21 protein-coding genes and 4 pseudogenes are annotated in these 19,351 nt (G+C 68.3%); 13 read left to right on the top strand and 12 right to left on the bottom strand.

Annotated elements, in window-relative coordinates; genetic code table 11:
• Positions 1 to 301, top strand: a pseudogene (locus tag KPF47_RS10785) (transposase); the annotation flags it as partial.
• A 31-nt stretch (positions 302 to 332) separates the two neighbouring features.
• Positions 333 to 980, top strand: a pseudogene (locus tag KPF47_RS10780) (transposase family protein); the annotation flags it as partial.
• Positions 981 to 1,308: 328 nt separating this feature from the next.
• On the opposite strand, the pseudogene KPF47_RS10775 reads toward KPF47_RS10780, so the two are convergent.
• Positions 1,309 to 2,287 (bottom strand): annotated as a pseudogene (locus KPF47_RS10775) (IS256 family transposase); the annotation flags it as partial.
• A gap of 65 nt (positions 2,288 to 2,352) precedes the next feature.
• On the opposite strand from KPF47_RS10775, the gene KPF47_RS10770 reads away from it, so the two are divergent.
• Together KPF47_RS10770 and KPF47_RS10765 are read left to right on the top strand one after the other, a co-directional pair.
• A complete protein-coding gene (locus tag KPF47_RS10770) occupies positions 2,353 to 2,646 on the top strand; it encodes a transposase (RefSeq protein ID WP_224388526.1) in 294 nt (97 codons plus the stop codon).
• Positions 2,647 to 2,693: 47 nt separating this feature from the next.
• On the top strand, positions 2,694 to 3,527 hold the full coding sequence (locus KPF47_RS10765) for an IS3 family transposase (protein WP_308015375.1): 834 nt from the start codon (positions 2,694 to 2,696) through the stop codon (positions 3,525 to 3,527).
• 36 nt (positions 3,528 to 3,563) lie between these two features.
• Here KPF47_RS10765 and KPF47_RS40785 read toward each other — a convergent pair whose 3' ends face one another.
• The 4 genes and pseudogenes from KPF47_RS40785 to KPF47_RS10745 all read right to left on the bottom strand — a co-directional run bounded on the left by KPF47_RS40785 (position 3,564) and on the right by KPF47_RS10745 (position 6,858).
• Positions 3,564 to 3,791 (bottom strand): class I SAM-dependent methyltransferase, encoded by a 228-nt coding sequence (locus KPF47_RS40785; RefSeq protein ID WP_224388599.1) that lies wholly within the window; start codon positions 3,789 to 3,791, stop codon positions 3,564 to 3,566.
• A 171-nt stretch (positions 3,792 to 3,962) separates the two neighbouring features.
• Positions 3,963 to 6,338: a UvrD-helicase domain-containing protein gene (locus KPF47_RS10755; RefSeq protein WP_224388603.1), complete on the bottom strand. Its 2,376-nt coding sequence runs from the start codon at positions 6,336 to 6,338 to the stop codon at positions 3,963 to 3,965.
• A gap of 27 nt (positions 6,339 to 6,365) precedes the next feature.
• Positions 6,366 to 6,539 (bottom strand): annotated as a pseudogene (locus tag KPF47_RS40780) (DUF5710 domain-containing protein); the annotation flags it as partial.
• Between the two features lie 103 nt (positions 6,540 to 6,642).
• On the bottom strand, positions 6,643 to 6,858 hold the full coding sequence (locus tag KPF47_RS10745) for a hypothetical protein (RefSeq protein WP_224388597.1): 216 nt from the start codon (positions 6,856 to 6,858) through the stop codon (positions 6,643 to 6,645).
• Positions 6,859 to 7,259: 401 nt separating this feature from the next.
• Here KPF47_RS10745 and KPF47_RS10740 point away from each other — a divergent pair, with 401 nt between their 5' ends.
• Positions 7,260 to 7,526, top strand: coding sequence for a hypothetical protein (locus tag KPF47_RS10740; RefSeq protein ID WP_178373325.1), 267 nt, complete (start codon positions 7,260 to 7,262; stop codon positions 7,524 to 7,526).
• Positions 7,527 to 7,796: 270 nt separating this feature from the next.
• Here the strand turns inward: KPF47_RS10740 and KPF47_RS10735 are convergent, their stop codons facing one another.
• Positions 7,797 to 7,940: a hypothetical protein gene (locus KPF47_RS10735; protein WP_224388595.1), complete on the bottom strand. Its 144-nt coding sequence runs from the start codon at positions 7,938 to 7,940 to the stop codon at positions 7,797 to 7,799.
• A gap of 211 nt (positions 7,941 to 8,151) precedes the next feature.
• Entirely contained in the window at positions 8,152 to 8,664 is a 513-nt protein-coding gene (locus KPF47_RS10730) for a hypothetical protein (protein ID WP_224388593.1), read from the bottom strand.
• Between the two features lie 40 nt (positions 8,665 to 8,704).
• Between KPF47_RS10730 and mobF the strand changes: the two genes are divergently transcribed.
• The 4 genes from mobF to KPF47_RS10710 are packed head-to-tail and all read left to right on the top strand — an operon-like array spanning position 8,705 to position 13,634.
• Positions 8,705 to 12,343, top strand: coding sequence for a MobF family relaxase (gene mobF / locus KPF47_RS10725; RefSeq protein ID WP_224388592.1), 3,639 nt, complete (start codon positions 8,705 to 8,707; stop codon positions 12,341 to 12,343).
• A 33-nt stretch (positions 12,344 to 12,376) separates the two neighbouring features.
• Positions 12,377 to 12,829: an IS5 family transposase gene (locus KPF47_RS10720; protein ID WP_224387966.1), complete on the top strand. Its 453-nt coding sequence runs from the start codon at positions 12,377 to 12,379 to the stop codon at positions 12,827 to 12,829.
• Entirely contained in the window at positions 12,780 to 13,016 is a 237-nt protein-coding gene (locus KPF47_RS10715; RefSeq protein WP_224388590.1) for a hypothetical protein, read from the top strand. Before KPF47_RS10720 ends, KPF47_RS10715 begins: the two co-directional genes overlap by 50 nt.
• 24 nt (positions 13,017 to 13,040) lie before the next feature.
• Positions 13,041 to 13,634, top strand: a complete 594-nt coding sequence (locus KPF47_RS10710) for a plasmid pRiA4b ORF-3 family protein (protein WP_224386178.1) — start codon at positions 13,041 to 13,043, stop codon at positions 13,632 to 13,634.
• Between the two features lie 31 nt (positions 13,635 to 13,665).
• On the opposite strand, the gene KPF47_RS10705 is transcribed toward KPF47_RS10710, so the two are convergent.
• Positions 13,666 to 14,505, bottom strand: coding sequence for an IS5 family transposase (locus KPF47_RS10705; RefSeq protein ID WP_224386569.1), 840 nt, complete (start codon positions 14,503 to 14,505; stop codon positions 13,666 to 13,668).
• Positions 14,506 to 14,641: 136 nt separating this feature from the next.
• Here KPF47_RS10705 and KPF47_RS40775 point away from each other — a divergent pair, with 136 nt between their 5' ends.
• The 3 genes from KPF47_RS40775 (at position 14,642) to KPF47_RS10690 (ending at position 16,394) form a co-directional block, all read left to right on the top strand.
• Positions 14,642 to 15,055, top strand: a complete 414-nt coding sequence (locus tag KPF47_RS40775; RefSeq protein ID WP_374108825.1) for a transposase — start codon at positions 14,642 to 14,644, stop codon at positions 15,053 to 15,055.
• Between the two features lie 134 nt (positions 15,056 to 15,189).
• Positions 15,190 to 15,501: a transposase gene (locus tag KPF47_RS10695; RefSeq protein ID WP_224388530.1), complete on the top strand. Its 312-nt coding sequence runs from the start codon at positions 15,190 to 15,192 to the stop codon at positions 15,499 to 15,501.
• Positions 15,498 to 16,394 (top strand): IS3 family transposase, encoded by an 897-nt coding sequence (locus KPF47_RS10690; RefSeq protein ID WP_224388541.1) that lies wholly within the window; start codon positions 15,498 to 15,500, stop codon positions 16,392 to 16,394. Before KPF47_RS10695 ends, KPF47_RS10690 begins: the two co-directional genes overlap by 4 nt.
• 203 nt (positions 16,395 to 16,597) lie before the next feature.
• Here KPF47_RS10690 and KPF47_RS10685 read toward each other — a convergent pair whose 3' ends face one another.
• From KPF47_RS10685 to KPF47_RS10675, 3 genes are read right to left on the bottom strand one after another with little or no spacing between them, the layout of a single operon-like run.
• Positions 16,598 to 16,771, bottom strand: coding sequence for an IS3 family transposase (locus tag KPF47_RS10685; protein ID WP_255659489.1), 174 nt, complete (start codon positions 16,769 to 16,771; stop codon positions 16,598 to 16,600).
• Entirely contained in the window at positions 16,714 to 17,502 is a 789-nt protein-coding gene (locus KPF47_RS10680; protein ID WP_224388588.1) for an IS3 family transposase, read from the bottom strand. Before KPF47_RS10680 ends, KPF47_RS10685 begins: the two co-directional genes overlap by 58 nt.
• Positions 17,499 to 17,810: a transposase gene (locus tag KPF47_RS10675; RefSeq protein ID WP_224388530.1), complete on the bottom strand. Its 312-nt coding sequence runs from the start codon at positions 17,808 to 17,810 to the stop codon at positions 17,499 to 17,501. The genes KPF47_RS10680 and KPF47_RS10675 overlap by 4 nt, the downstream gene beginning before the upstream one ends.
• 419 nt (positions 17,811 to 18,229) lie before the next feature.
• Here KPF47_RS10675 and KPF47_RS10670 point away from each other — a divergent pair, with 419 nt between their 5' ends.
• The gene (locus tag KPF47_RS10670) at positions 18,230 to 18,706 is read left to right on the top strand and encodes a nuclear transport factor 2 family protein (protein ID WP_224388586.1); all 477 of its coding nucleotides are present in this window, start codon (positions 18,230 to 18,232) and stop codon (positions 18,704 to 18,706) included.
• 12 nt (positions 18,707 to 18,718) lie between these two features.
• Here the strand turns inward: KPF47_RS10670 and KPF47_RS10665 are convergent, their stop codons facing one another.
• On the bottom strand, positions 18,719 to 19,030 hold the full coding sequence (locus KPF47_RS10665) for a hypothetical protein (RefSeq protein WP_224388584.1): 312 nt from the start codon (positions 19,028 to 19,030) through the stop codon (positions 18,719 to 18,721).
• Positions 19,031 to 19,351 lie beyond the last annotated feature (321 nt).

The raw sequence follows: 19,351 nt of genomic DNA, 5'->3' as shown, positions 1-19,351 counted from the left end.
GGTGTGCCGCCAGGTCTGGTCGAACAAACCCCTCCGAGCGGTTGAACAGGGAGATCCGCCGCCGCACCGACGTCGTCGGGATCTTCCCCCGGATCGCGACTCCCTGCTCCGCCTGGTCGGCGCGGTGCTGGCCGAGCAGCACGACGAATGGGCCGAGGGGCGGCGCTACCTCGGGCTCGAGGTCCTGGCCCCGCGCCCGAGTCACCGTGGTCTCCGGCACCGCTTCCAACGGCGAGGAGGTGACCTCAACCGACACGATCCCGGCGCTCAGCGCCTGACAGAACAGGAGATCACGCGGTAGTCGTCACACACCACGCCGGCGGGCTTGACCCCTGCTCGTCCTCGCGCATCTACGCAACGGTGACACCTGCACCTGTCTCGCGGCCGGGGTCAAGATCGCGACCAGTACCGCTTGGCGCTACGTCCACGACACCCTGACTCTGCTCGCGGCGCTGGCCGAAGACATCGGCCAGGTCGGACATCGAATCGGGGCTCTGGCCTGTGTGCTGCTGGACGGGACCCTGGTCCCGATCGACCGCGTCGCCGGGCAGCGCCACTTCTATTCCGGACGACACCGCCGCCATGGAGTGAACGTCCAGGTCCTCGCTGATCCGTTCGGTCGGCTGTTGTGGGCAGCCCCACCACTACCGGGATCCACCCACGATCTCACCGCCGCCCGGCGAACCGGTGTGATCGACGCCCTGTCCAGCCGAAACGTAGAGACCTGGGTGGACAAGGCATACCAGGGCGCCGGAGGAACGGTCCGGACCCCGCACAAGCGTCACCGGACACGACATCGTCTGTCGACCGGGCAGAAAGCGGTGAACCACGCTCACGCCCGTATCCGCTGCCGGGGCGAGCAAGCCGTCGCTGAACTCAAGGGCTGGCACGTGTTGGACCGGCTCTGCTGCTGCCCCCGCCGCGCAGACATCGCCATCGCCGCGATCACCATCCTGAACCGGATCGAAACCCGCCGCTGACCAGCAGAATCACGATGGAAAAGGCTGTTGGTGAACAGCTTCAACAGCCCGTCCGGGCCGGTCAACGCCAACCCCCGGGCGCGCGCGTCGGTCACCATCGCTGCCGCAGCGGCCTGTTCGGCCGTCAGCTCACGCCCCGGCCCGGACTCGTACTCACCTGGACTCACACGGTCCGATGTCATCACTCACAGTGCCCATCCCGCCGGACCCCCGCCCGGCGCGTCAGGCTGGAAACACCGTTCCTGGGACAGACCCAGGGGCTGGAGTAGCGTCCGGCCGCGGGGTCGAGGGGTCTGTCCGATGAACGGTGTGTGAGGCCCGGCGGTTTTCAGTGAGTGGTTCTCTCGAATCGTGCGGCGAAGGTGATCGCGAACGCGTTCAGCGCGGGCTTCCACCTCATCATCCAGCGTGCCCGGCCTCCGCCGGTGGGGTCAAGCGAGCGGGTCACGAGGTAGAGGCACTTCAGCGCCGCGGCCTCGTTGGGGAAGTGTCCACGCGCTCGAGTGTCCACGCGCTCGAACGGCTCTGCGATACCTCGCGTTGATGGACTCGATCGCGTTGGTCGTGCAGATCACTCGCCGGATCTCGACGTCGTACTCCAGGAACGGCACGAACTCCGCCCAGGAGCTGCGCCAGAGCTGGACGATCGCCGGATACCGCTGTCCCCACTCGGCGGCGAACTCTTCGAACCGGTCCTTCGCCGCCTGCTCGGACGGGGCCGAGTAGACGGGCTTGAGCGAACGGACGAGCGCGTCGCGGTGCTGCCGTCCGGCGTAACGGAAGCTGTTGCGGATCAGATGGACGATGCACTGCTGCACGACTGTCTGCTCCCAGGTGGTGTTGATCGCCTCCGGGAGACCCTTGAGGCCGTCACAGACGGCGATGAGCACGTCCTCGCCGCCGCGGTTCTTCAGCTCGGTGAACACTTGCAGCCAGAACCTCGCGCCTTCCTGGCCGTCGCCGGCCCAGATGCCGAGGATGTCGCGTTCTCCGTTCGTCGTGACGCCCATGACGACGTAGAACGGGGTGTTGCGGACCTGCCCGTCCCGGACTTTCACCACGATCGCGTCGACGAAGATCACCGGGTAGAGCACATCCAGCGGCCTGCTCGCCCATTCGGCGAGCTCGCTGGTGACCTTCTCGGTGATTCGGCTGACCGTGTCCCTGGAGACCTTCGCCCCGTAGACCTCGTCGAAGTGCGCGACGATCTCCCCGGTCGTCAGTCCACGCGCGGTCAGCGACAGCACGATCTGGTCGATGCCGTCCAGGCGGCGCTTGCGCTTGGGGACGATCACCGGCTCGAATGAGCTTGGCCCCTGGTACCGGACACCTGTCCTGAGGCGGACGCCGTCCGCCGGGAAGGATGTCGTTCGTGCCCGCTCCTCACCCGCCGGAGTTCCGGCAACGCGCTATCGACCTGGCCCGTTCGAAGGTCAAGCCGATCTCGGAAATCGCCAAGGACCTGTCGTTGTCGGAGTCGTGTCTGCGGAACTGGGTCTCCCAGGCCGACGCAGACGACGGTGACCCGCGCTCCACACGTCTGTCGAGCGCGGAGAAAAGTGAGATCGTCGAACTCCGAAAGAAGGCCCGCCGGATCGAGATCGAGAACGAGATCCTCAAGCGTGCTGCCGCGTACTTCGCCCGGGAGAACATCCTCCCAAAGTAGTTTTCCCGCTGGTCCGTGAACTCGCCGACGATGGATTCGACGTCGCGGTGACCTGCCGGGTCCTTGGCGTCCGCCGCCAGGGCTACTACGAATGGCACTCCGGGGCGACATCGCTACGGACGCAGGAGAACGAACTGCTCCTCAAACACATCGAGAAAATCCACGCAGAGTCCCGGGGCACCTACGGATGGCCACGTGTGCACGCCGAGCTCACCCTCGGACTCGGTATCACGGTGAACCACAAACGCGTCGCTCGGCTGATGCGCCAGGCCGGGATCCAGGGCCTCTACCGGCGACGCAACCACGGCTGCACCGTCCGGGACCAGCACGCCGACCCCTACACCGACCTGGTCGACCGCGACTTCACCGTCGACGGACCGGATGAGATCTGGTGCACCGACATCACCGAACACCCCACCCGAGAAGGGAAAGTCTACTGCGCGGCAGTCATCGATGTATTCTCCCGGAAAGCAGTCGGATGGTCCATCGCCGACAACATGCGCACCGAACTCGTCATCGACGCCCTCGGCATGGCCATACTCCGCCGACGCCCGCAATACCACGCCACGATCCTACATTCCGACCACGGCACCCAATTCACATCATGGGCATTCGGTCGACGTCTGGTCGCCGCTGGAATCGTCCCATCGATGGGCTCGATCGGAGATTGCTACGATAACTCTCTGGTCGAATCATTCTGGGGTACCATGCAACTCGAACTGCTCGATTCCAGAACCTGGAAAACCCGCGCAGAGCTTGCCACCGCCATCTTCGAATGGATAGAATGCTGGTACAATCCGTTACGGCGCCATTCCAGTATTGGGATGCTCTCCCCGAACGACTTCGAAGCAGCCCACACCCCGCCCGACCACACCCACTGACCCCACACCGTCGGGGTCCGGACTACGGGGCCAAGCTCAGATCATCTCGGCAGAGTTGTCGACACCGACCACTGTCGTGGCGCCGAGTTCCCGGCATATCCGCGCGTAGTGTCCAGTGCCGCACCCAAGGTCCAGCACCGTGAGCCTGGTGAGGTCCCCGAGAAGTGCTCGTACGGTCGGGATCTCCGCGTAACGGGCGGCGGGGAGAGCTTTCACAGCGTCATACGCCGCGCCGATCGCATCGTACTGGCTGCCTGATGCCATGAATGACCCTTCACCGTGAACGGTCTTCCTGGAGGCCTCGACCCGAGGCGCTGTAGTTCCCCACCGCCTGGCCTGTATGACCCCATCCGGTGAGCCTTCTCACACCACGGAGTGGTACTCCTCGGGTGAGGTCGGTGTCAGCAGGAAGTCGGTGTCAACGGGGGGGGGCGATCACCAGCGGGAGGCGAGGCCGGTCATGACGCGGGCCCAGCGCCGCGCTGCGGCGGGTAGGTCGGGGTCGCTGGGGTGGCGGGTGGCGGTGCAGGCGCGGTGGCTGGCGAGGATCTCCCCGATACGTTGCGGGTCGCGATCGCGCTGTAGGTCCTGCCCTGCGCCGTGGTCTCGGTGGTCTCTGCCCTCGGCCCGGTGTCGGTGGACGCTGCCGCTGACGCCCCTGTCGGTGGGGGTGTTGTCGGGGGTGGTGCGGGTGCGGACCCGGCCGGGTGGGTGGTGGATCCAGTCGAGGCTTCCGGGGTCGAGGTGGTGCTGGGCGCGGGTGACCGCGACGTAGGCGAGGCAGGCGTAGTCGGGGTCGATCTCCACGATCGTCCCCCCGGCGGTGTCGGGGTCGGGTTGGGGTGGGGGTGTGGGGAAGTTGTCGGCGATGCGCACGATCGGCCATTCACGGCCTTTGGCTTTGTGTGCGGTGGAGACCACGACCTCGGCGTCGTTCTCGGACGACAGCTCGTCGAGGGTGGCGAGGACGGCGGGGACACCGCGACGGTCGATGATGTCGACCAGGGGTTTCAAATCCTGCCCGGCGGGGTCGTGGTCGACGTAGTCACGGACACGGTCCCAGCTGGTGAACAGCTGCAGCTCGTGGTGCTGGGTCGGGCGTCCGGCCTGCAGGTCGCGTGCGGCCAGCGCGAGGGAGCGCAGCGGGCCGCCGCCGCCGCAGAGCGCGACCCGGTGGCCGGCGGCGAGCAGCGCCATGATCTCACCCATAGCCCCGCCGTTGGTGCGACACAACACCGCATCCGGCACGTCCCCACCGGCCTCGTCGAGGGGCCCGACGGTGCTGGTGAGGTCGGGGTTCCCGGTCAGGCGCAGGGTCTGCCCGGTGTAGGGGAGCCAGTGGTTGGCCTCATCAGCGATCGCGTCACCGAAGCGGAACGACCGCGACAGGGTCAACCCGACACCGTCGAAATCGGTCATGACATCGCGTGCGCCGCGCCAGCCGTAGATGGCCTGGGCGGAGTCACCGACCATCACCAGCTGCGCGTGGTCACGCTGGTCGCAGAAGATCTTCTCCAGGGCGGGGTTGGTGTCCTGAGCCTCGTCGAGGAGCAGAAAATCGCAGTCCAGACTCGGTTCGGTCAGCGCCCACATCTTGAAGTAGTGGTCATGACCGAACGGGAACCCGCCGCTGTTGCCGGGGGCGTCGGGGGTCTGGAGGTCGTTCCAGATGCGGCGGGCGTAGTCGACGATGATCCCGGCGAAGACCCGGTGGGATCGGCGGTCGGGCATCCCGGGCAGGTGGGGGACGTGGCGGTGACCGATGGTGTCATCAGCGGAGTGGCAGAAGTTCAGGACGGTCTTCTGCGCCGCGGCGCACTGCCCGGCCGGGGTGACACGCCGCTCACCGAACATCAGCGGGGTATCGATCCCGAGCCGGGGGGCGAGTTCAATGCTCGGGATCCGGGGCGCGGCCAGCCGGGCCTGATAGCGGTGGCCGACCGCGGCGTAGGCCAGGGAATGGGAGGTCACCGCCTGCACCGACGGCGGGAACGACCGCCCGGCCTCGGTCGCGATGGACTTGTTGAACGCCAGATACAGCCCCCGCCCGGCGGTGGTCGCGGCCAGGGCACGCAGAGTGGACGTCTTCCCAGCCCCCGCCCCGGCCTGGATCGTCAGGTCGTAGCCGGCGGTGAACGCCTCGACCGCGGCCTGCTGCTCGCCGGTCAACCTCTTCTTCCCCGTCGCCCTGGCCGGCCGCGGTGCCGCGGCGCGTTGCCGGGGCACCGATGGCGAGCTGGGCGTGGTCGATGCGGTGGCCTCGTACCCGAGGGTCTTGTCGGCGATCTGTGCCCGCTGCTGCGGCGCCGGGGGCTGCCTGACGGTGATCCCGGCGCCGGTGAGGATCCCCAGGTCCAGCTCCCAGGTCCGGGTCGAACGCTGCTCCCAGACCCGGCCTGCATCGGCGATGTGAGCGAGGGCCTGCTCACGGGTCCACGAGTTCACCGTGCACAGATGAGCCAGGGCCTCGGCGTCGTGACCCTGAACGGTCGCGTAGCCGAAGTGGGTCACCAGGTGACAGTCCGAACACAGACACACCAGCCGCCGCAACGTCTGCACCCCGGCCGCCTCGTCGTAGGTCCAGCGTTCGTGGACATCGAGATAACGGGCGATGTCGGTGCGGCGGTCCTCCCCGCGCCCGCAGGCCTCGCAGCGGTACCCGGTGCGGCGCAGCACCGGACGACGCAGCCGCTCCCAGTCCGCAGGATCGACACACGAACGGACATTGGTGAACCAGCACGAGGACGGGACCAGGTCCACGAACAGGCCGTCCCCGACCGTGCGGTCCTCCCCCGGCAACACCTCAGGCACCTCAGGTCGAGCAGCCCAGCGCTGAAGAGCAGCGGTCGGCGGGGCCGGGTCGAACCACCGCCTCGCCCGGGCATCCCAGCGAGCCCCGGCGGTTTTCGCCTCGTCCTTCTCCACGAACGGCACATCCAGCCAGCACCGCCCACCCCGCGGCTGCTCGCTGCGTTGCCGGCTGTCGCGTCGGGGCTCATCCTGTCGGGTCACGACCACCTCTCCGCCGATACTGAGTCTTGCTGAACGTGTCGACGATCCGTTACCAGGATCGCATAAATCGTGCGGGTCCTCCGGGTTTCCTTTCTGGAGCTGTTCAGGGGAACAGGCCGTCCCGGATCCGGATCTCGGTGCGGTTCGCCCAGGACACGCTCATCGCGTCCCCAGCGACCGTGGCGAGTAGCTGCGCGGCCTGTTCGGGACCGAACTGGTCGGGCAGTGCCGCGACCGCGGCAGCGAGCCCGGACCGCAACGCCGCGATCCCGGCCTGCAGGCCCGGGTTGACATCAGCGGCGATGACCTCGACCCGCACGACGAGGACGTCCCCCACCCGGATCGGTCGGGGCGAGCGGCCGTCCGGTGCCGCGGTCGTGGTCGGGCCCGGCGTAGCTGTCGGCGATCTGCCCACGCCGATGGAGCCGTCCGAGATGGGCATCGACGACCCGGGAGACCGCAGCAAGATTCTTGCCGGGCAACGGGAACTTCTGACAGACCGCGACCAGTAGATCGCGGGGTCCCATCCGCTGGGAGACCGCACGCATGTCACTCACGCCGTTGCCTCCGCGGTCGCGGTGTGTGCTCGGGCTCGCCGCCGGTGCCGACCTCGGTGCTGTCGTTGTTGTCGATGGGTCGGGTGTCCCAGTCTCGGCGTAGCAGCGCTCGTACGTGTGGGATCGGGAGCGCGAACAAAACGGCGACCTCGCGGGTGCTGCGATGCCCACCGGAACGTTTGTGAACCGCAGCCAGTGCGCGGGCCTGCTCGTCACGGACGCCGTCGAGCTTCTCCTCGGCAGCGGTGAGGATGAGTTGTCGGCGGCGGTCGAGCGCAGCCAGTGCCGCGTCGCGCTTTTCCTCGATGCGGTCGCCGCGGCGGCGGGCGTGAGCGTAGTGGGTGAACGCCTCGTCCTCACGTCGTCGTTCGTCGGCGTCCTCGTGGAGGCGTGCCCGGTTCACCGCGAACGCGTCGAGCTCGGCGCGTAATCGTAGCGGGCGCCGACCCTGTTTCGCGGCGCGTTTCCCCGACTCGCCCGGGGGTCCGGATTGTGTGTACTCACCGGGTTCAGGGTAGTCGCGACCTCGGGCCTGCGCCCCGGGATCAAGCGAGCATCACGACGTGGTCAATCGGGCCGCTCGACCCGCCTGGGATCGTCGTCATCGGTGACGGTGTCGAGGTCGAACAAGGTGGCTTGAAACGGCGGCGCCTGCCGCGCTGTCACGCGCCCGAGAGTCAGGGCGCATTTAGAGGTCGTTTCAGAACGACTTGTCGAGTTTCCATTGACCCCTCGACGACAGATCAAACGGCAGGTCAGATAGCCGCTTGTCGTCTACAACAGACACGTCGACCTCGTTCTGAAATGACCTCTTACGGCAGTTCGCGGGATCGTCGGTGGCCATCAAATCGTCGGTCGCGGCGAGCCCCGCCCACCCTTGATTACAGGCCGCAACGGGGAGGGTGAGGTCGCCAATCCACGCCTTCCGCGCTACGTCGTGAACGACCGCGGAGCGGCCGACGCGCAGGCGGCGGCCGGTGAATCGGCGGGCTTGAGCGTCGGCGAAGGCGACCGGGTCGATCTCCACCGGTGCCCTCCGTCCTCGGGTCTGCCGGTCAGGACCAGGACCAGGACCAGGACCAGGACCAGGACCAGGACCAGGACCAGGACCAGGACCAGGACCAGGACCAGGACCAGGACCAGGACCAGGACCAGGACCAGGACCAGGACCAGGACCAGGACCAGGACCAGGACCAGGACCAGGACCAGGACCAGGACCAGGACCAGGACCAGGACCAGGACCAGGACCAGGACCAGGACCAGGACCAGGACCAGGACCAGGACCAGGACCAGGACCAGGACCAGGACCAGGACCAGGACCAGGACCAGGACCAGGACCAGGACCAGGACCAGGACCAGGACCAGGACCAGGACCAGGACCAGGACCAGGACCAGGACCAGGACCAGGACCAGGACCAGGACCAGGACCAGGACCAGGACCAGGACCAGGACCAGGACCAGGACCAGGACCAGGACCAGGACCAGGACCAGGACCAGGACCAGGACCAGGACCAGGACCAGGACCAGGACCAGGACCAGGACCAGGACCAGGACCAGGACCTATGCATCGTCTGATGATCTGTGGCCGGGTGGGGTAGGGTGGTCGGTGTGTTGCGGGTGATCGCGGTGGGTGCGGGTGCGGTGGAGTACCTGGTTCGCGGTTCGGGTTGTGCCGCACACGAGTCCGCGGGGGAGGGTGTGGACGCGCCGGGGTATTACGCGAAGGCGGTGGCTGTGGGGGAGCCGGCGGGTCGGTGGTTCGGTACGGGGATGGCCGGGTTGGGGTTGTCGTTCGTCTCGGGTGAGACGGTCGCGGCGGATGATGTTCGTGCGGTGTTCGGTCAGTTGCGGCATCCGGATTCGTCGGAGAAGGACCCGGAGTTCCTCGGGTCGCGGCCGCGGAAATATCTGTCTGCGGAGCAGCGTGTTGAGCGTGCGCTCGGGCGGGAGAAGGGTGTCCCGTCTGAGGAGCGGGTGGAGGAGGTTCGGCGGGCTGCGGAGTCGGATGGGCGACGCAGTGTGGCGTATTACGATTGGGTGTTCGCGGCGCCGAAGTCGGTGAGTGTGTATTACGCGGCCTTGGTGGCGGCGGGTGCGGAGGGTGATGCGGAGCGGGTGCGGGCGGCGCATGAGTCGGCGGTGGAGTCGGCGGTGTCGTTTGCGGATGCGCGGGTGGCGGTGACGCGGACGGGGCGTCATTCGGGTCCGCGTTCGGCGGCGGGTATGGGTGTGTTTGAGCAAGGCCGGGGGACGGTGTGGTCGTTGTGGGCGCATTCGACGAATCGTGCCGATGAGCCGCATCTGCACACGCATGCGGCGTTGTTGAACCGCACCGCGACCTCTGGGGGGAAGGTCGGTGCGTTGGATGGGGCGTCGTTTCGGGGGATTAAGCAGGCGGTGGACGCGGTCTATCAGCAGGCTTTGGAGCAGCGTCTGACGGCTGAGTTGGGTGTGGGGTGGCGGGATCGTCCGGATGGGTTCGCCCGGGAGATCGCGGGTGTCGATCAGAGGTTGATGGATGCGGCGTCGACGCGGACGAGGCAGCTCGAGGATCGTGTCGAGGCGCTGAAGGCGGAGTTGTCGGCGCGTGCGGGGGGCGGGGAGCTTTCTCCGGTGGTGTTGCATCGCGTGGCACGGTTGGCGGCGTTGGAGACACGGGCGCCGAAGTCGGTGGATGCGGGGCCGCGGGCGTTGGCGCGGTGGGCGCGTAAGCATGCTGATGCTGCGGTCGGGGTGTTGTCGGAGACCGCGGAAGCCGCAGCACGCAGCAGCAGTAGCGGCGGTGCCGGCACTGATGAGCCGGTGGGGCGGGCTGCGGTGTTGGCGGCGGCGGTGGCGCGGGTGTCGGCGTTGTATGCGGTGTGGGACATCGGGAACCTGACGTTGGCGGTCAAAGCTCAGATCGGGGACCGGTGGGAGGTCGTCGGGCTGGACGGGGCGTCGGATGCTGAGCGGGGTGCGGCGCTGCTTGACCTTGCTCGGGAGGCGGTGGGGCGTGCGGATGTGGTGCAGGTGTCGATGACCGAGCCTGCCCCGGTACCGGATGGGTTGCGCCGTGACCGGGGTGCGCGGGTGGGCGCTGACGGGTCGAGGGTGGTCGGGGACGGCGGGTATGTGCTGCGGGGTGCCCATCGGGAGCGTTACACCTCGGCCGCGCACCTCGGACGGGAAGAAGCCGTGGTCGGACGGGTGTCGTCCGCGCTGGATGTCGGTCTGGCTGCGGAGAGGACTGCGGGGGTGCGGGCGGAGCTGTCGGTGCTCGGCCTGAGCGCTGATCAGGTCCGCGCCGCTTTGACGGTGTTGACCTCCCGGGTTGCAGGTGACGTTGTCGTGGGCCCGGCGGGGGCGGGGAAGTCCCGCACCATGTCCGCGCTGGCGCAGGTGTGGTCCCGCGAGGTCGGCGGTCGGGTGCTCGGGTTGACGACGTCGCAGATTGCGGCGAACAACCTCGCCGATGACCACATTGATGCGATCAACACCGCTGTGTTCGCCGGCCGGTTCGCCCCGGGTGAGGACGGGCAGGTGAGGGACCGGCTCTCGGCGGGGGATCTGGTGATCGTGGATGAGGCGGGGATGACCTCCACCGCGGATCTGCACCTGATCACTCGGCTGGCGGCGGGTGCGGGGGCGAAGGTTGTGCTCACCGGGGACCCGGAGCAGCTGGGTGCGGTCGGCGCGGGTGGGCTGTTCTCCCATCTCGTCGATACGGCGTCGTCGGTGACGGAGCTGCAGACGGTGCACCGGTTCGAGCAGGGGTGGGAGAGGGCGGCGTCGTTGCAGGTCCGGGCGGGTGACACGGCCGCGGTTGGCGAGTATCTGTCCCGTGGCCGGCTGCACGCCGGGACTGTCGAGGAGATGGAGGCGGGGGCGTCGCGGGCGTGGCTGGCCGACACCGTCGCCGGCCGGCGGTCGTTGTTGATCGTGGCGGGCAATGAGCAGGCCGCGGTGCTGTCGGAGCGGTTGCGGGAGGAGCTGATCGGACTCGGCCGCGTCGATGGCGTGTCGGTCGGGTGGGTGCATGGCCGCGAGCCGGGTGGGCAGCCGGTGTCGGTGGGGGATCGGGTGCAGGCCCGGCTCAACGACCGATCGCTGAGGGTCGACCTCCCGGCCGGTTTCCACGGGAAGGAGGGTGGTGCGGTCACCAACCGGGAGATCTACACGATCGTCGGTGCGGTCCGGGATGAAAACAATGATCACTTTCTTCTCGGACAGGACAGCAGTGGAGCAACCGCCCACTTCCCTGCGAGTTACGTTGCTCACAATCTCCGATTGGCCTATGCGGGGACGGTGCATGCGGCGCAGTCGTTGACCGTGGACACGAGTCATTCGGTTATCGGTGAGGGTGTGGGGCGGGAGTCGGTGTATCCGGCGATCACCCGGGGTCGGGGCGAGAATCATGTGTGGCTGGTCGCGGCCCGGGACGCGGATGAGCACACCCCGGAAGCCCTGGCGGAGACGGCGCGGTCGCGGTTCTCGAACGTGATCGAGTATTCCGGGGCGCAGGTGTCCGCGCTTGCCGCCCGCGCTGAGGGCCGCGCGCAGGCCGGCTCGTTGGTGACGTTGGCTGGGGACTGGTTCGACCTGGCCCGCATCGGGCAGCGGGAGCGGGCCGACCGGCTGTTGACCGGTGCGTTGGGTGCGGTGAACGCGGCCCGGGTCGAGGCGGAGGGGGGTCGCGGGTCGCTGCTCACGGTGCTTGCCGATGCCGAGTTGGGCGGGCATGACCCGGGCCGGCTGCTGGGGCAGGTCGCGGGTGTCCGGGAGTTGGACAGTGCGGAGTCCGTGTCGGATGTGTTGCGCTGGCGCATTGCCGGAGCGATCAGTACGCGGGTGCCGGAGGACCCGGTCGGTGCGGCTGGGCGGTTCGACACCTGGACCGTCCCGGGCGATGACATTCATGATCGACAGCGGAACGAGCTGGCCCCGTTGATCGTCGACCGCATCCGCCAACTCGGAGAGCAGACCGTCGAGCAGCAGGCCGGGTGGGCGGTCGAACACCTCGGCCAGGTCCCCGATCCTGCTGCTGTTGGTGAGCGTGCGGAGTGGGTCCGGCGGGTCGGTGTCGCGGCCGGATATCGGGAGTACGCGGGCATCGACAACTCAGTGTCGAGTTTGGGTCCGGCCCCGGCGGCGGATGACGTGTATGCGCGGGCGTGGTGGACCCGGGCGGTCGAAGCCCTTGGCGGGGATGTCGGGCAGCTCGAGCACCGCCACCTGATCGACGCTGTTCTAGGGCGCGTCTCCTAACCCGGCTGGTCGGGCCTGCGCGATGATCAGTAGGTGTCGCGCCGTGCCGTCCTGACCGATGCCCAGTGGGACCGACTCGAGCCGTTACTGCCCTCGTCGGACGGGATGCCAGGGCGCCCGTTCGCCGATCACCGCAGAGTGATCGAGGGGATCATCTACCGGTTCCGCTGCGGGCTGGCCTGGCGTGATGTCCCGGTCGAGTTCGGGCTGTGGCAGACCCTATGGAAACGCCACCGCCGCTACTGCGGTGACGGCACCTGGGACCAGGTTCTCGCAGCTCTGCTCGCCGATGCCGACTCCGCCGGTCTCGTGGACTGGGCCGTGTCGGTCGACTCGACGATCATCCGCGCTCACCAACACGCCGCGACCCTGCAGCGGGACACAGGGGGCCGGATCGAACTACAAGAATCTGCTGATCGAGCCGCCCGATCACGCGTTGGGCCGCTCCCGCGGAGGGCTCGGCACGAAGATCCACCAGCTCGTTGACGGACACGGCCGCCCGCTGGTCGTACTGGTCGGCCCTGGCCAGGCCGGTGACGCCCCGATGTTCGCGCACCTGATGTCACATCTGAGCGTCGGACGGGTCGGTCCGGGCCGACCGCGGACCCGACCCGAGCGGGTCCGCGCAGATAAGACGTCGTTTCAGAAGTGGTGGGCCCGGTTCTGCCGGTGACGGCGGGGCTGGCAGCATCGGCTGATGGTCGCGCCTCGTGTGTCTGAGAAGACGAAGATTTTCGAGTTGGAGATCGTCCTGACCGAGGTGGTGCCGGCGGTCCGGCGTCGGGTGCAGGTGCCGGGCGAGGTCGACTTGGCGGTGTTGCACGAGGTGGTGCAGTCAGTGATGGGCTGGACGAACTCTCATCTGCACGAGTTCGAGATCGTCGGGCGCCGCTACGGGATCCCAGACCCGGACTGGCCCGGACAGGATGTCGCCGACGAGACGAAAGAGAAGCTGTTTCGGCTGGTCAAGGCTGGTGACCGGTTCGGTTACGTCTACGACTTCGGTGACAACTGGGCCCACGAGATCACCGTCGAGGCGGTCGCGGCCGTCGAGCCGGGAGTGTGCTATCCGCGATGCGTCGCCGGGCAGGGGGCGTGCCCGCCCGAGGACGTCGGCGGGATCGGGGGGTATGAGGACTTCCAGGCCGTGCTCGCCGACCCTGACCATCCCGACCGCGCCGAGCGCCTGGAGTGGGCGGGCGGGCCGTTCGACCCGCACCGCTTCGACCCTGACGAGGCCGACCGGGCCTTGGAGTGGCTGGCCTGGCGGCCGCTGGCCCCGACCTCGTAGGCGAGTGCCTCAGCGAGGGCTGGGTCGACCATCACTTCGGCTTCGGCTTGGTGAGGCGGCGGTGGCAGATCAGGGCGCAGGCCAGCGATAACAGCGCGGTGATCGTGGATTCGGCGCGGTCGTAGCGCAGCGCGAGGCGGCGGAAGTCCAGCAGCCAGGACATGGTGCGCTCGACGACCCAGCGGACCCGCCCGAGCCGGGTGGAGTCCTCGATCCCGCGCCGGGCGATCCGCACCCCGATCCCACGCCCACTCAGGTAGCGGCGGCAGCGGGGATAGTCGTAGCCCTTGTCGGCGTGCACCTTGTCCGGCCGACGTCGCGGACGCCCCGGCTGTCCCGCCCGTTCGCGGACGCCGGGGTTGGTGTCCAGCAGCGGGGCGAGCATCCGACTGTCGTGGGTGTTCGCCCCGGTGACCAGCGCATGCAGCGGGAGCCCGCCTCGGTCGCAGAGCACGTGGTACTTGCTGCCCGCCTTCCCGCGATCGGTCGGCGAGGGCCCGGTGGCCTCGCCGCGGCGCTTGGCCCGCACGCTCACGCTGTCCACCGCCGCCCGCGACCAGTCCAGCAGGCCCTGCTGGGCGAGGCGGTCGAGCATCACCCGGTGCAGCTGGGCCCAGACCCCGGCCTGCTGCCACTGCCGTAGCCGCCGCCAGCAGGTCACTCCGGACCCACAGCCGAGCTCGGCGGGCAGCGCGTTCCAGCTGATCCCGGTCTTGAGCACGAACACGATCCCGGCCAGAGCGGCCCGATCCGGCACCCGCGGACGGCCTGTCCGTCCCCGCTTGTGCTTGCGCGGCTTGGGCAGCAGCGGCTCCACCAGCGCCCACAGCTCGTCGCTCACCAATCGCTCGACACAAGATCGCCGCGCCACGACCGGACATGATCAGCTACCAGCGCCGATCCACACAGGACCGACACGCCGACTTCTGAAACGACCTCTTAGAGGTCATTTCAGAACGAGGTCGACGTGTCTGTTGTAGACGACAAGCGGCTATCTGACCTGCCGTTTGATCTGTCGTCGAGGGGTCAATGGAAACTCGACAAGTCGTTCTGAAACGACCTCTAAGGCCTACTCCTCGCGCGCCATCCGCGCCCACCTGCGCGGACGACGGATCGTCGCGGTCATCCCGGAGCCGGCTGACCAGCAGGGACACCGGAAACGACGCGGCACACGCGGCGGTCGACCACCGGCGTTCGACCGGGTCGACTACCGCGGCCGCAACGTCGTCGAACGCGGGTTCTGCGAGGTCAAGCAGTGGCGCGGCCTCGCGACCCGCTACGACAAGCTCGCGCTGACCTTCCGCGGCGGAGTTGCACTGAAGGCCATCGTCACCTGGTTGCGCACTTTAGAGGTCGTTTCAGAACGACTTGTCGAGTTTCCATTGACCCCTCGACGACAGATCAAACGGCAGGTCAGATAGCCGCTTGTCGTCTACAACAGACACGTCGACCTCGTTCTGAAATGACCTCTTAGGAGACACGCCCTGAGGTTCCCCCGCTTTGCCGGAGTGTCTGAACACTGGTTCGATCTTGAGGGCCAGGAAGGAAGGCACTGGTGCCCGCACCGAAAAAGTACCCCGATGAGCTGCGCGAACGAGCGGTTCGGCTGTATCGGGAGTCCGACCCTCGCCCGACGTTCCGGGGGCTCGCCGAGCAGCTCGGGGTGCATCACGAGGCCCTGCGCAACTGGGTCCGTCAGGCCGAGGCAGACACCGGCGAGCGCCATGATCGGCCGTCGACCGACATGCTCGCCGAGAACCGCCGGCTCGCGCGGGAGAACGCTGAGCTGCGGCGGGTCAACGAGGTCCTGCGCGCGGCGAGCGCCTATTTCGCCAGCGAGATCGGCCCGACCCGGAGGAAATCATGAGCTTCGTCGATGCCCATGATTTCCCCGCCGGTCTCGTACTACGGGTCCTGAACATCGCGGCCTCGACCTACTACGACTGGCGCGCCCGCCGCGCGAACCCCTCTCAGCGGCAGCTCGACGACGCCGTCCTGCTTGAGCAGATCGTGAAGATCCGCTCGGTGAGCGAGTTCGCCACCACCTACGGATCCCCGCGGGTGTGGCTGGAGCTGCGCCGCCAGGGCGTGCACGTCGGGCGCAAGCGCGTCGCTCGGATCATGCGCGAGCACGGCCTTCAGGGCGCGCACCTGCGTCGCGGCTGGAAGGGCGGCTCGACCCGGCAGAATCCGGCCCACCGCCCGGCGCCGGACCTGCTCGAACGCGACTTCACCGCGACCGCGCCCAACCGGGTGTGGGTGGCGGACCTGACTCGCATCGTCACCGGTGAGGGCGTGTTGTGGCTGGCCTCGGTGCGGGACGCGTTCTCCAACCGGGTCGTCGGCTGGGCCACCGACCCGCGAGCCACGACGGTGCTGGTGCTGACCGCGCTCAACCACGCGCTGCGCTCCCGGAGCCTGCGTCCCGGTCAGTTGATCTTTCACAGCGACAAGGGGGCCCAATACACGGCACTGCGATTCACTCAGCGCCTGGTCGACGCGGGTGTCGCCCCGTCGACAGGGTCCACAGGGGACAGCTATGACAACGCCCTCGCCGAGAACCTGTGGTCCACGCTCAAGATCGAGCTGCTCTACTGGCCCGGGACGGGCTTCGCGACCCGCTGCGAGGCCGAGCATGCGCTGATCCGCTACCTCGACGGCTGGTACAACCCGCGCCGGATCCAGGCCCGCCTCGGAGGGCTCTCACCCGACGAGTACGAAGACGACTATCGTCGCGCCCAGCGCGACGCCGACAGGTAACCCGCACTCCGGCAAACCGGGGGAAGCTCACCCTAGCCCGCTCACACCTGGGGCCGCGAAACCCTGTCCTGCCTACACCACCGCCTACCGGCAGGCGGCCGGCCCGTCGTTCCCGGTAGGCGGTGGTGGCACACCGGGGTGGCACATGCCTACGCTGCGTGCGCGATGCCCCCTGAGCTTCCCCCGGTTTGCCGGAGTGCGGGTTACCTGTCGGCGTCGCGCTGGGCGCGACGATAGTCGTCTTCGTACTCGTCGGGTGAGAGCCCTCCGAGGCGGGCCTGGATCCGGCGCGGGTTGTACCAGCCGTCGAGGTAGCGGATCAGCGCATGCTCGGCCTCGCAGCGGGTCGCGAAGCCCGTCCCGGGCCAGTAGAGCAGCTCGATCTTGAGCGTGGACCACAGGTTCTCGGCGAGGGCGTTGTCATAGCTGTCCCCTGTGGACCCTGTCGACGGGGCGACACCCGCGTCGACCAGGCGCTGAGTGAATCGCAGTGCCGTGTATTGGGCCCCCTTGCCCCCTTGTCGCTGTGAAAGATCAACTGACCGGGACGCAGGCTCCGGGAGCGCAGCGCGTGGTTGAGCGCGGTCAGCACCAGCACCGTCGTGGCTCGCGGGTCGGTGGCCCAGCCGACGACCCGGTTGGAGAACGCGTCCCGCACCGAGGCCAGCCACAACACGCCCTCACCGGTGACGATGCGAGTCAGGTCCGCCACCCACACCCGGTTGGGCGCGGTCGCGGTGAAGTCGCGTTCGAGCAGGTCCGGCGCCGGGCGGTGGGCCGGATTCTGCCGGGTCGAGCCGCCCTTCCAGCCGCGACGCAGGTGCGCGCCCTGAAGGCCGTGCTCGCGCATGATCCGAGCGACGCGCTTGCGCCCGACGTGCACGCCCTGGCGGCGCAGCTCCAGCCACACCCGCGGGGATCCGTAGGTGGTGGCGAACTCGCTCACCGAGCGGATCTTCACGATCTGCTCAAGCAGGACGGCGTCGTCGAGCTGCCGCTGAGAGGGGTTCGCGCGGCGGGCGCGCCAGTCGTAGTAGGTCGAGGCCGCGATGTTCAGGACCCGTAGTACGAGACCGGCGGGGAAATCATGGGCATCGACGAAGCTCATGATTTCCTCCGGGTCGGGCCGATCTCGCTGGCGAAATAGGCGCTCGCCGCGCGCAGGACCTCGTTGACCCGCCGCAGCTCAGCGTTCTCCCGCGCGAGCCGGCGGTTCTCGGCGAGCATGTCGGTCGACGGCCGATCATGGCGCTCGCCGGTGTCTGCCTCGGCCTGACGGACCCAGTTGCGCAGGGCCTCGTGATGCACCCCGAGCTGCTCGGCGAGCCCCCGGAACGTCGGGCGAGGGTCGGACTCCCGATACAGCCGAACCGCTCGTTCGCGCAGCTCATCGGGGTACTTTTTCGGTGCGGGCACCAGTGCCTTCCTTCCTGGCCCTCAAGATCGAACCAGTGTTCAGACACTCCGGCAAAGCGGGGGAACCTCACCCGACACCGCGCGCGGTGGTGTCTGCGACCGCCCGGAGCACCGAGCCCCCGGACGGGACCCCGGACGGCGGCTGGAAACTGTCGAGTGGCGGCCGTGGTTCGATCGCGCCCGCACCGAAGACCTGGCCTGGCGCGCGGCCCTGCAGCCAGAAGCACCGGATGAGCCCGTTCCGGAGGCAGGCCACGGTGCCTCGCACGGGTGAAGATGGTCAGCAGCCCGGTCCGGAATGAGATACGGATACCGGGTGATGAGTACAACAACGATGACACGGCAGGCAGGGGCACGACCGGTGCTGAGGATGGTCGCAGGGGCAGCGGTGCTGCTGGCTGCTGCGGGGTGCAGCTCGGGTGAGCAGGAGCACGCTGGACATGCCCATCCTGCGGAGTCGGCGTCACCGGTTTCGACGTCGGCTCCGGTGCCGGTCGGGGAGTAACGCGAAGCTGGTCACCGATTTCTACACCCAAGCGTTCGTCCACCGCGACGTTGCCGGGGCGTCGCAGATCTATGTCGCGGAGAGCTACATCCAGCACAATCCGCAGGTCCCCAACGGGCGGGCGGCGTTCGTGGACACGATGGGCCCGTATGTGAAAGACGGGGTGACATTCAGAATCGGCCGCGTGGTCGCCGAAGGCGACATCGTGGTGGTGCATGCCGAGTCCATCGAGAAGGACGGGCAGCGGTCCGCGGTCGCGGACTTCTTCCGCGTGGAGAACGGGAAGATCGTCGAGCACTGGGACGTCATCCAAGCCATCCCCGCCGACACCGCCAACGGCAACCCGATGGTCCCCGGCACTGCGACCTCACAGGCTCCGGGGCATCGGTAAAGGCGTTCCCGTTCACCTTGGCCGCGGTGGTCGCGCCGGGAGACGCCCTGTACTGAGGGACTGGTGCGCTCGGCGATCGCCGCTGGCGCGGCTGTCGTGGTGGGTGGTGACCTGGAGGTCGTCGGCGCCGATGATCCTGCTGGCGAGGTGTTCGATCTCGGTGGTGGTGAACTGGTCGGGCAGCGCGGCCGGGAGCAGGCGGAAACCGTCGCGGATGGTGTTGAGCGCGGTCGCGAGCCCGGCGACGGTGTCGCGGGCGACGACGTCGATCTGCACGGTGAGGAGGAGACGCTTGTGGCCCCAGCGGGCCGGGTTTCCGATCACCTCGGCGACCGCGCGGGGACAGAACGCCGCGGCGCAGCAGCCCGGTGAAGTGCCCGGCGAGCACCTCCGCAGCCTGGTGGAGGTCTTTACCAGGCAGATCGAAATCTTGGCGGGCGATGACCAGCGCCTCACGAGCCCGGCCCGGCGGCCGGGTGGGTGGCGGTGAAGTGAGCACGGCGATCATTCTATTCACCGGCCGTTGTTCACTCACTCTGGGTGATCGAGGTGCCGGTGTGTTCGGTGATCGGGATGTTCCCGGCGGCGATGGTCCGGAGCACCCATCACACAGGCCCCGACCCACCCGTACAAGGCCCCGACAGG

The organism is Pseudonocardia sp. ICBG1293 (assembly GCF_020131355.1).
GTDB lineage: Bacteria > Actinomycetota > Actinomycetes > Mycobacteriales > Pseudonocardiaceae > Pseudonocardia.
The sequence above is the reverse complement of the archived record's forward strand: the minus strand, read 5'-3'. Positions and strand labels throughout refer to the sequence as shown.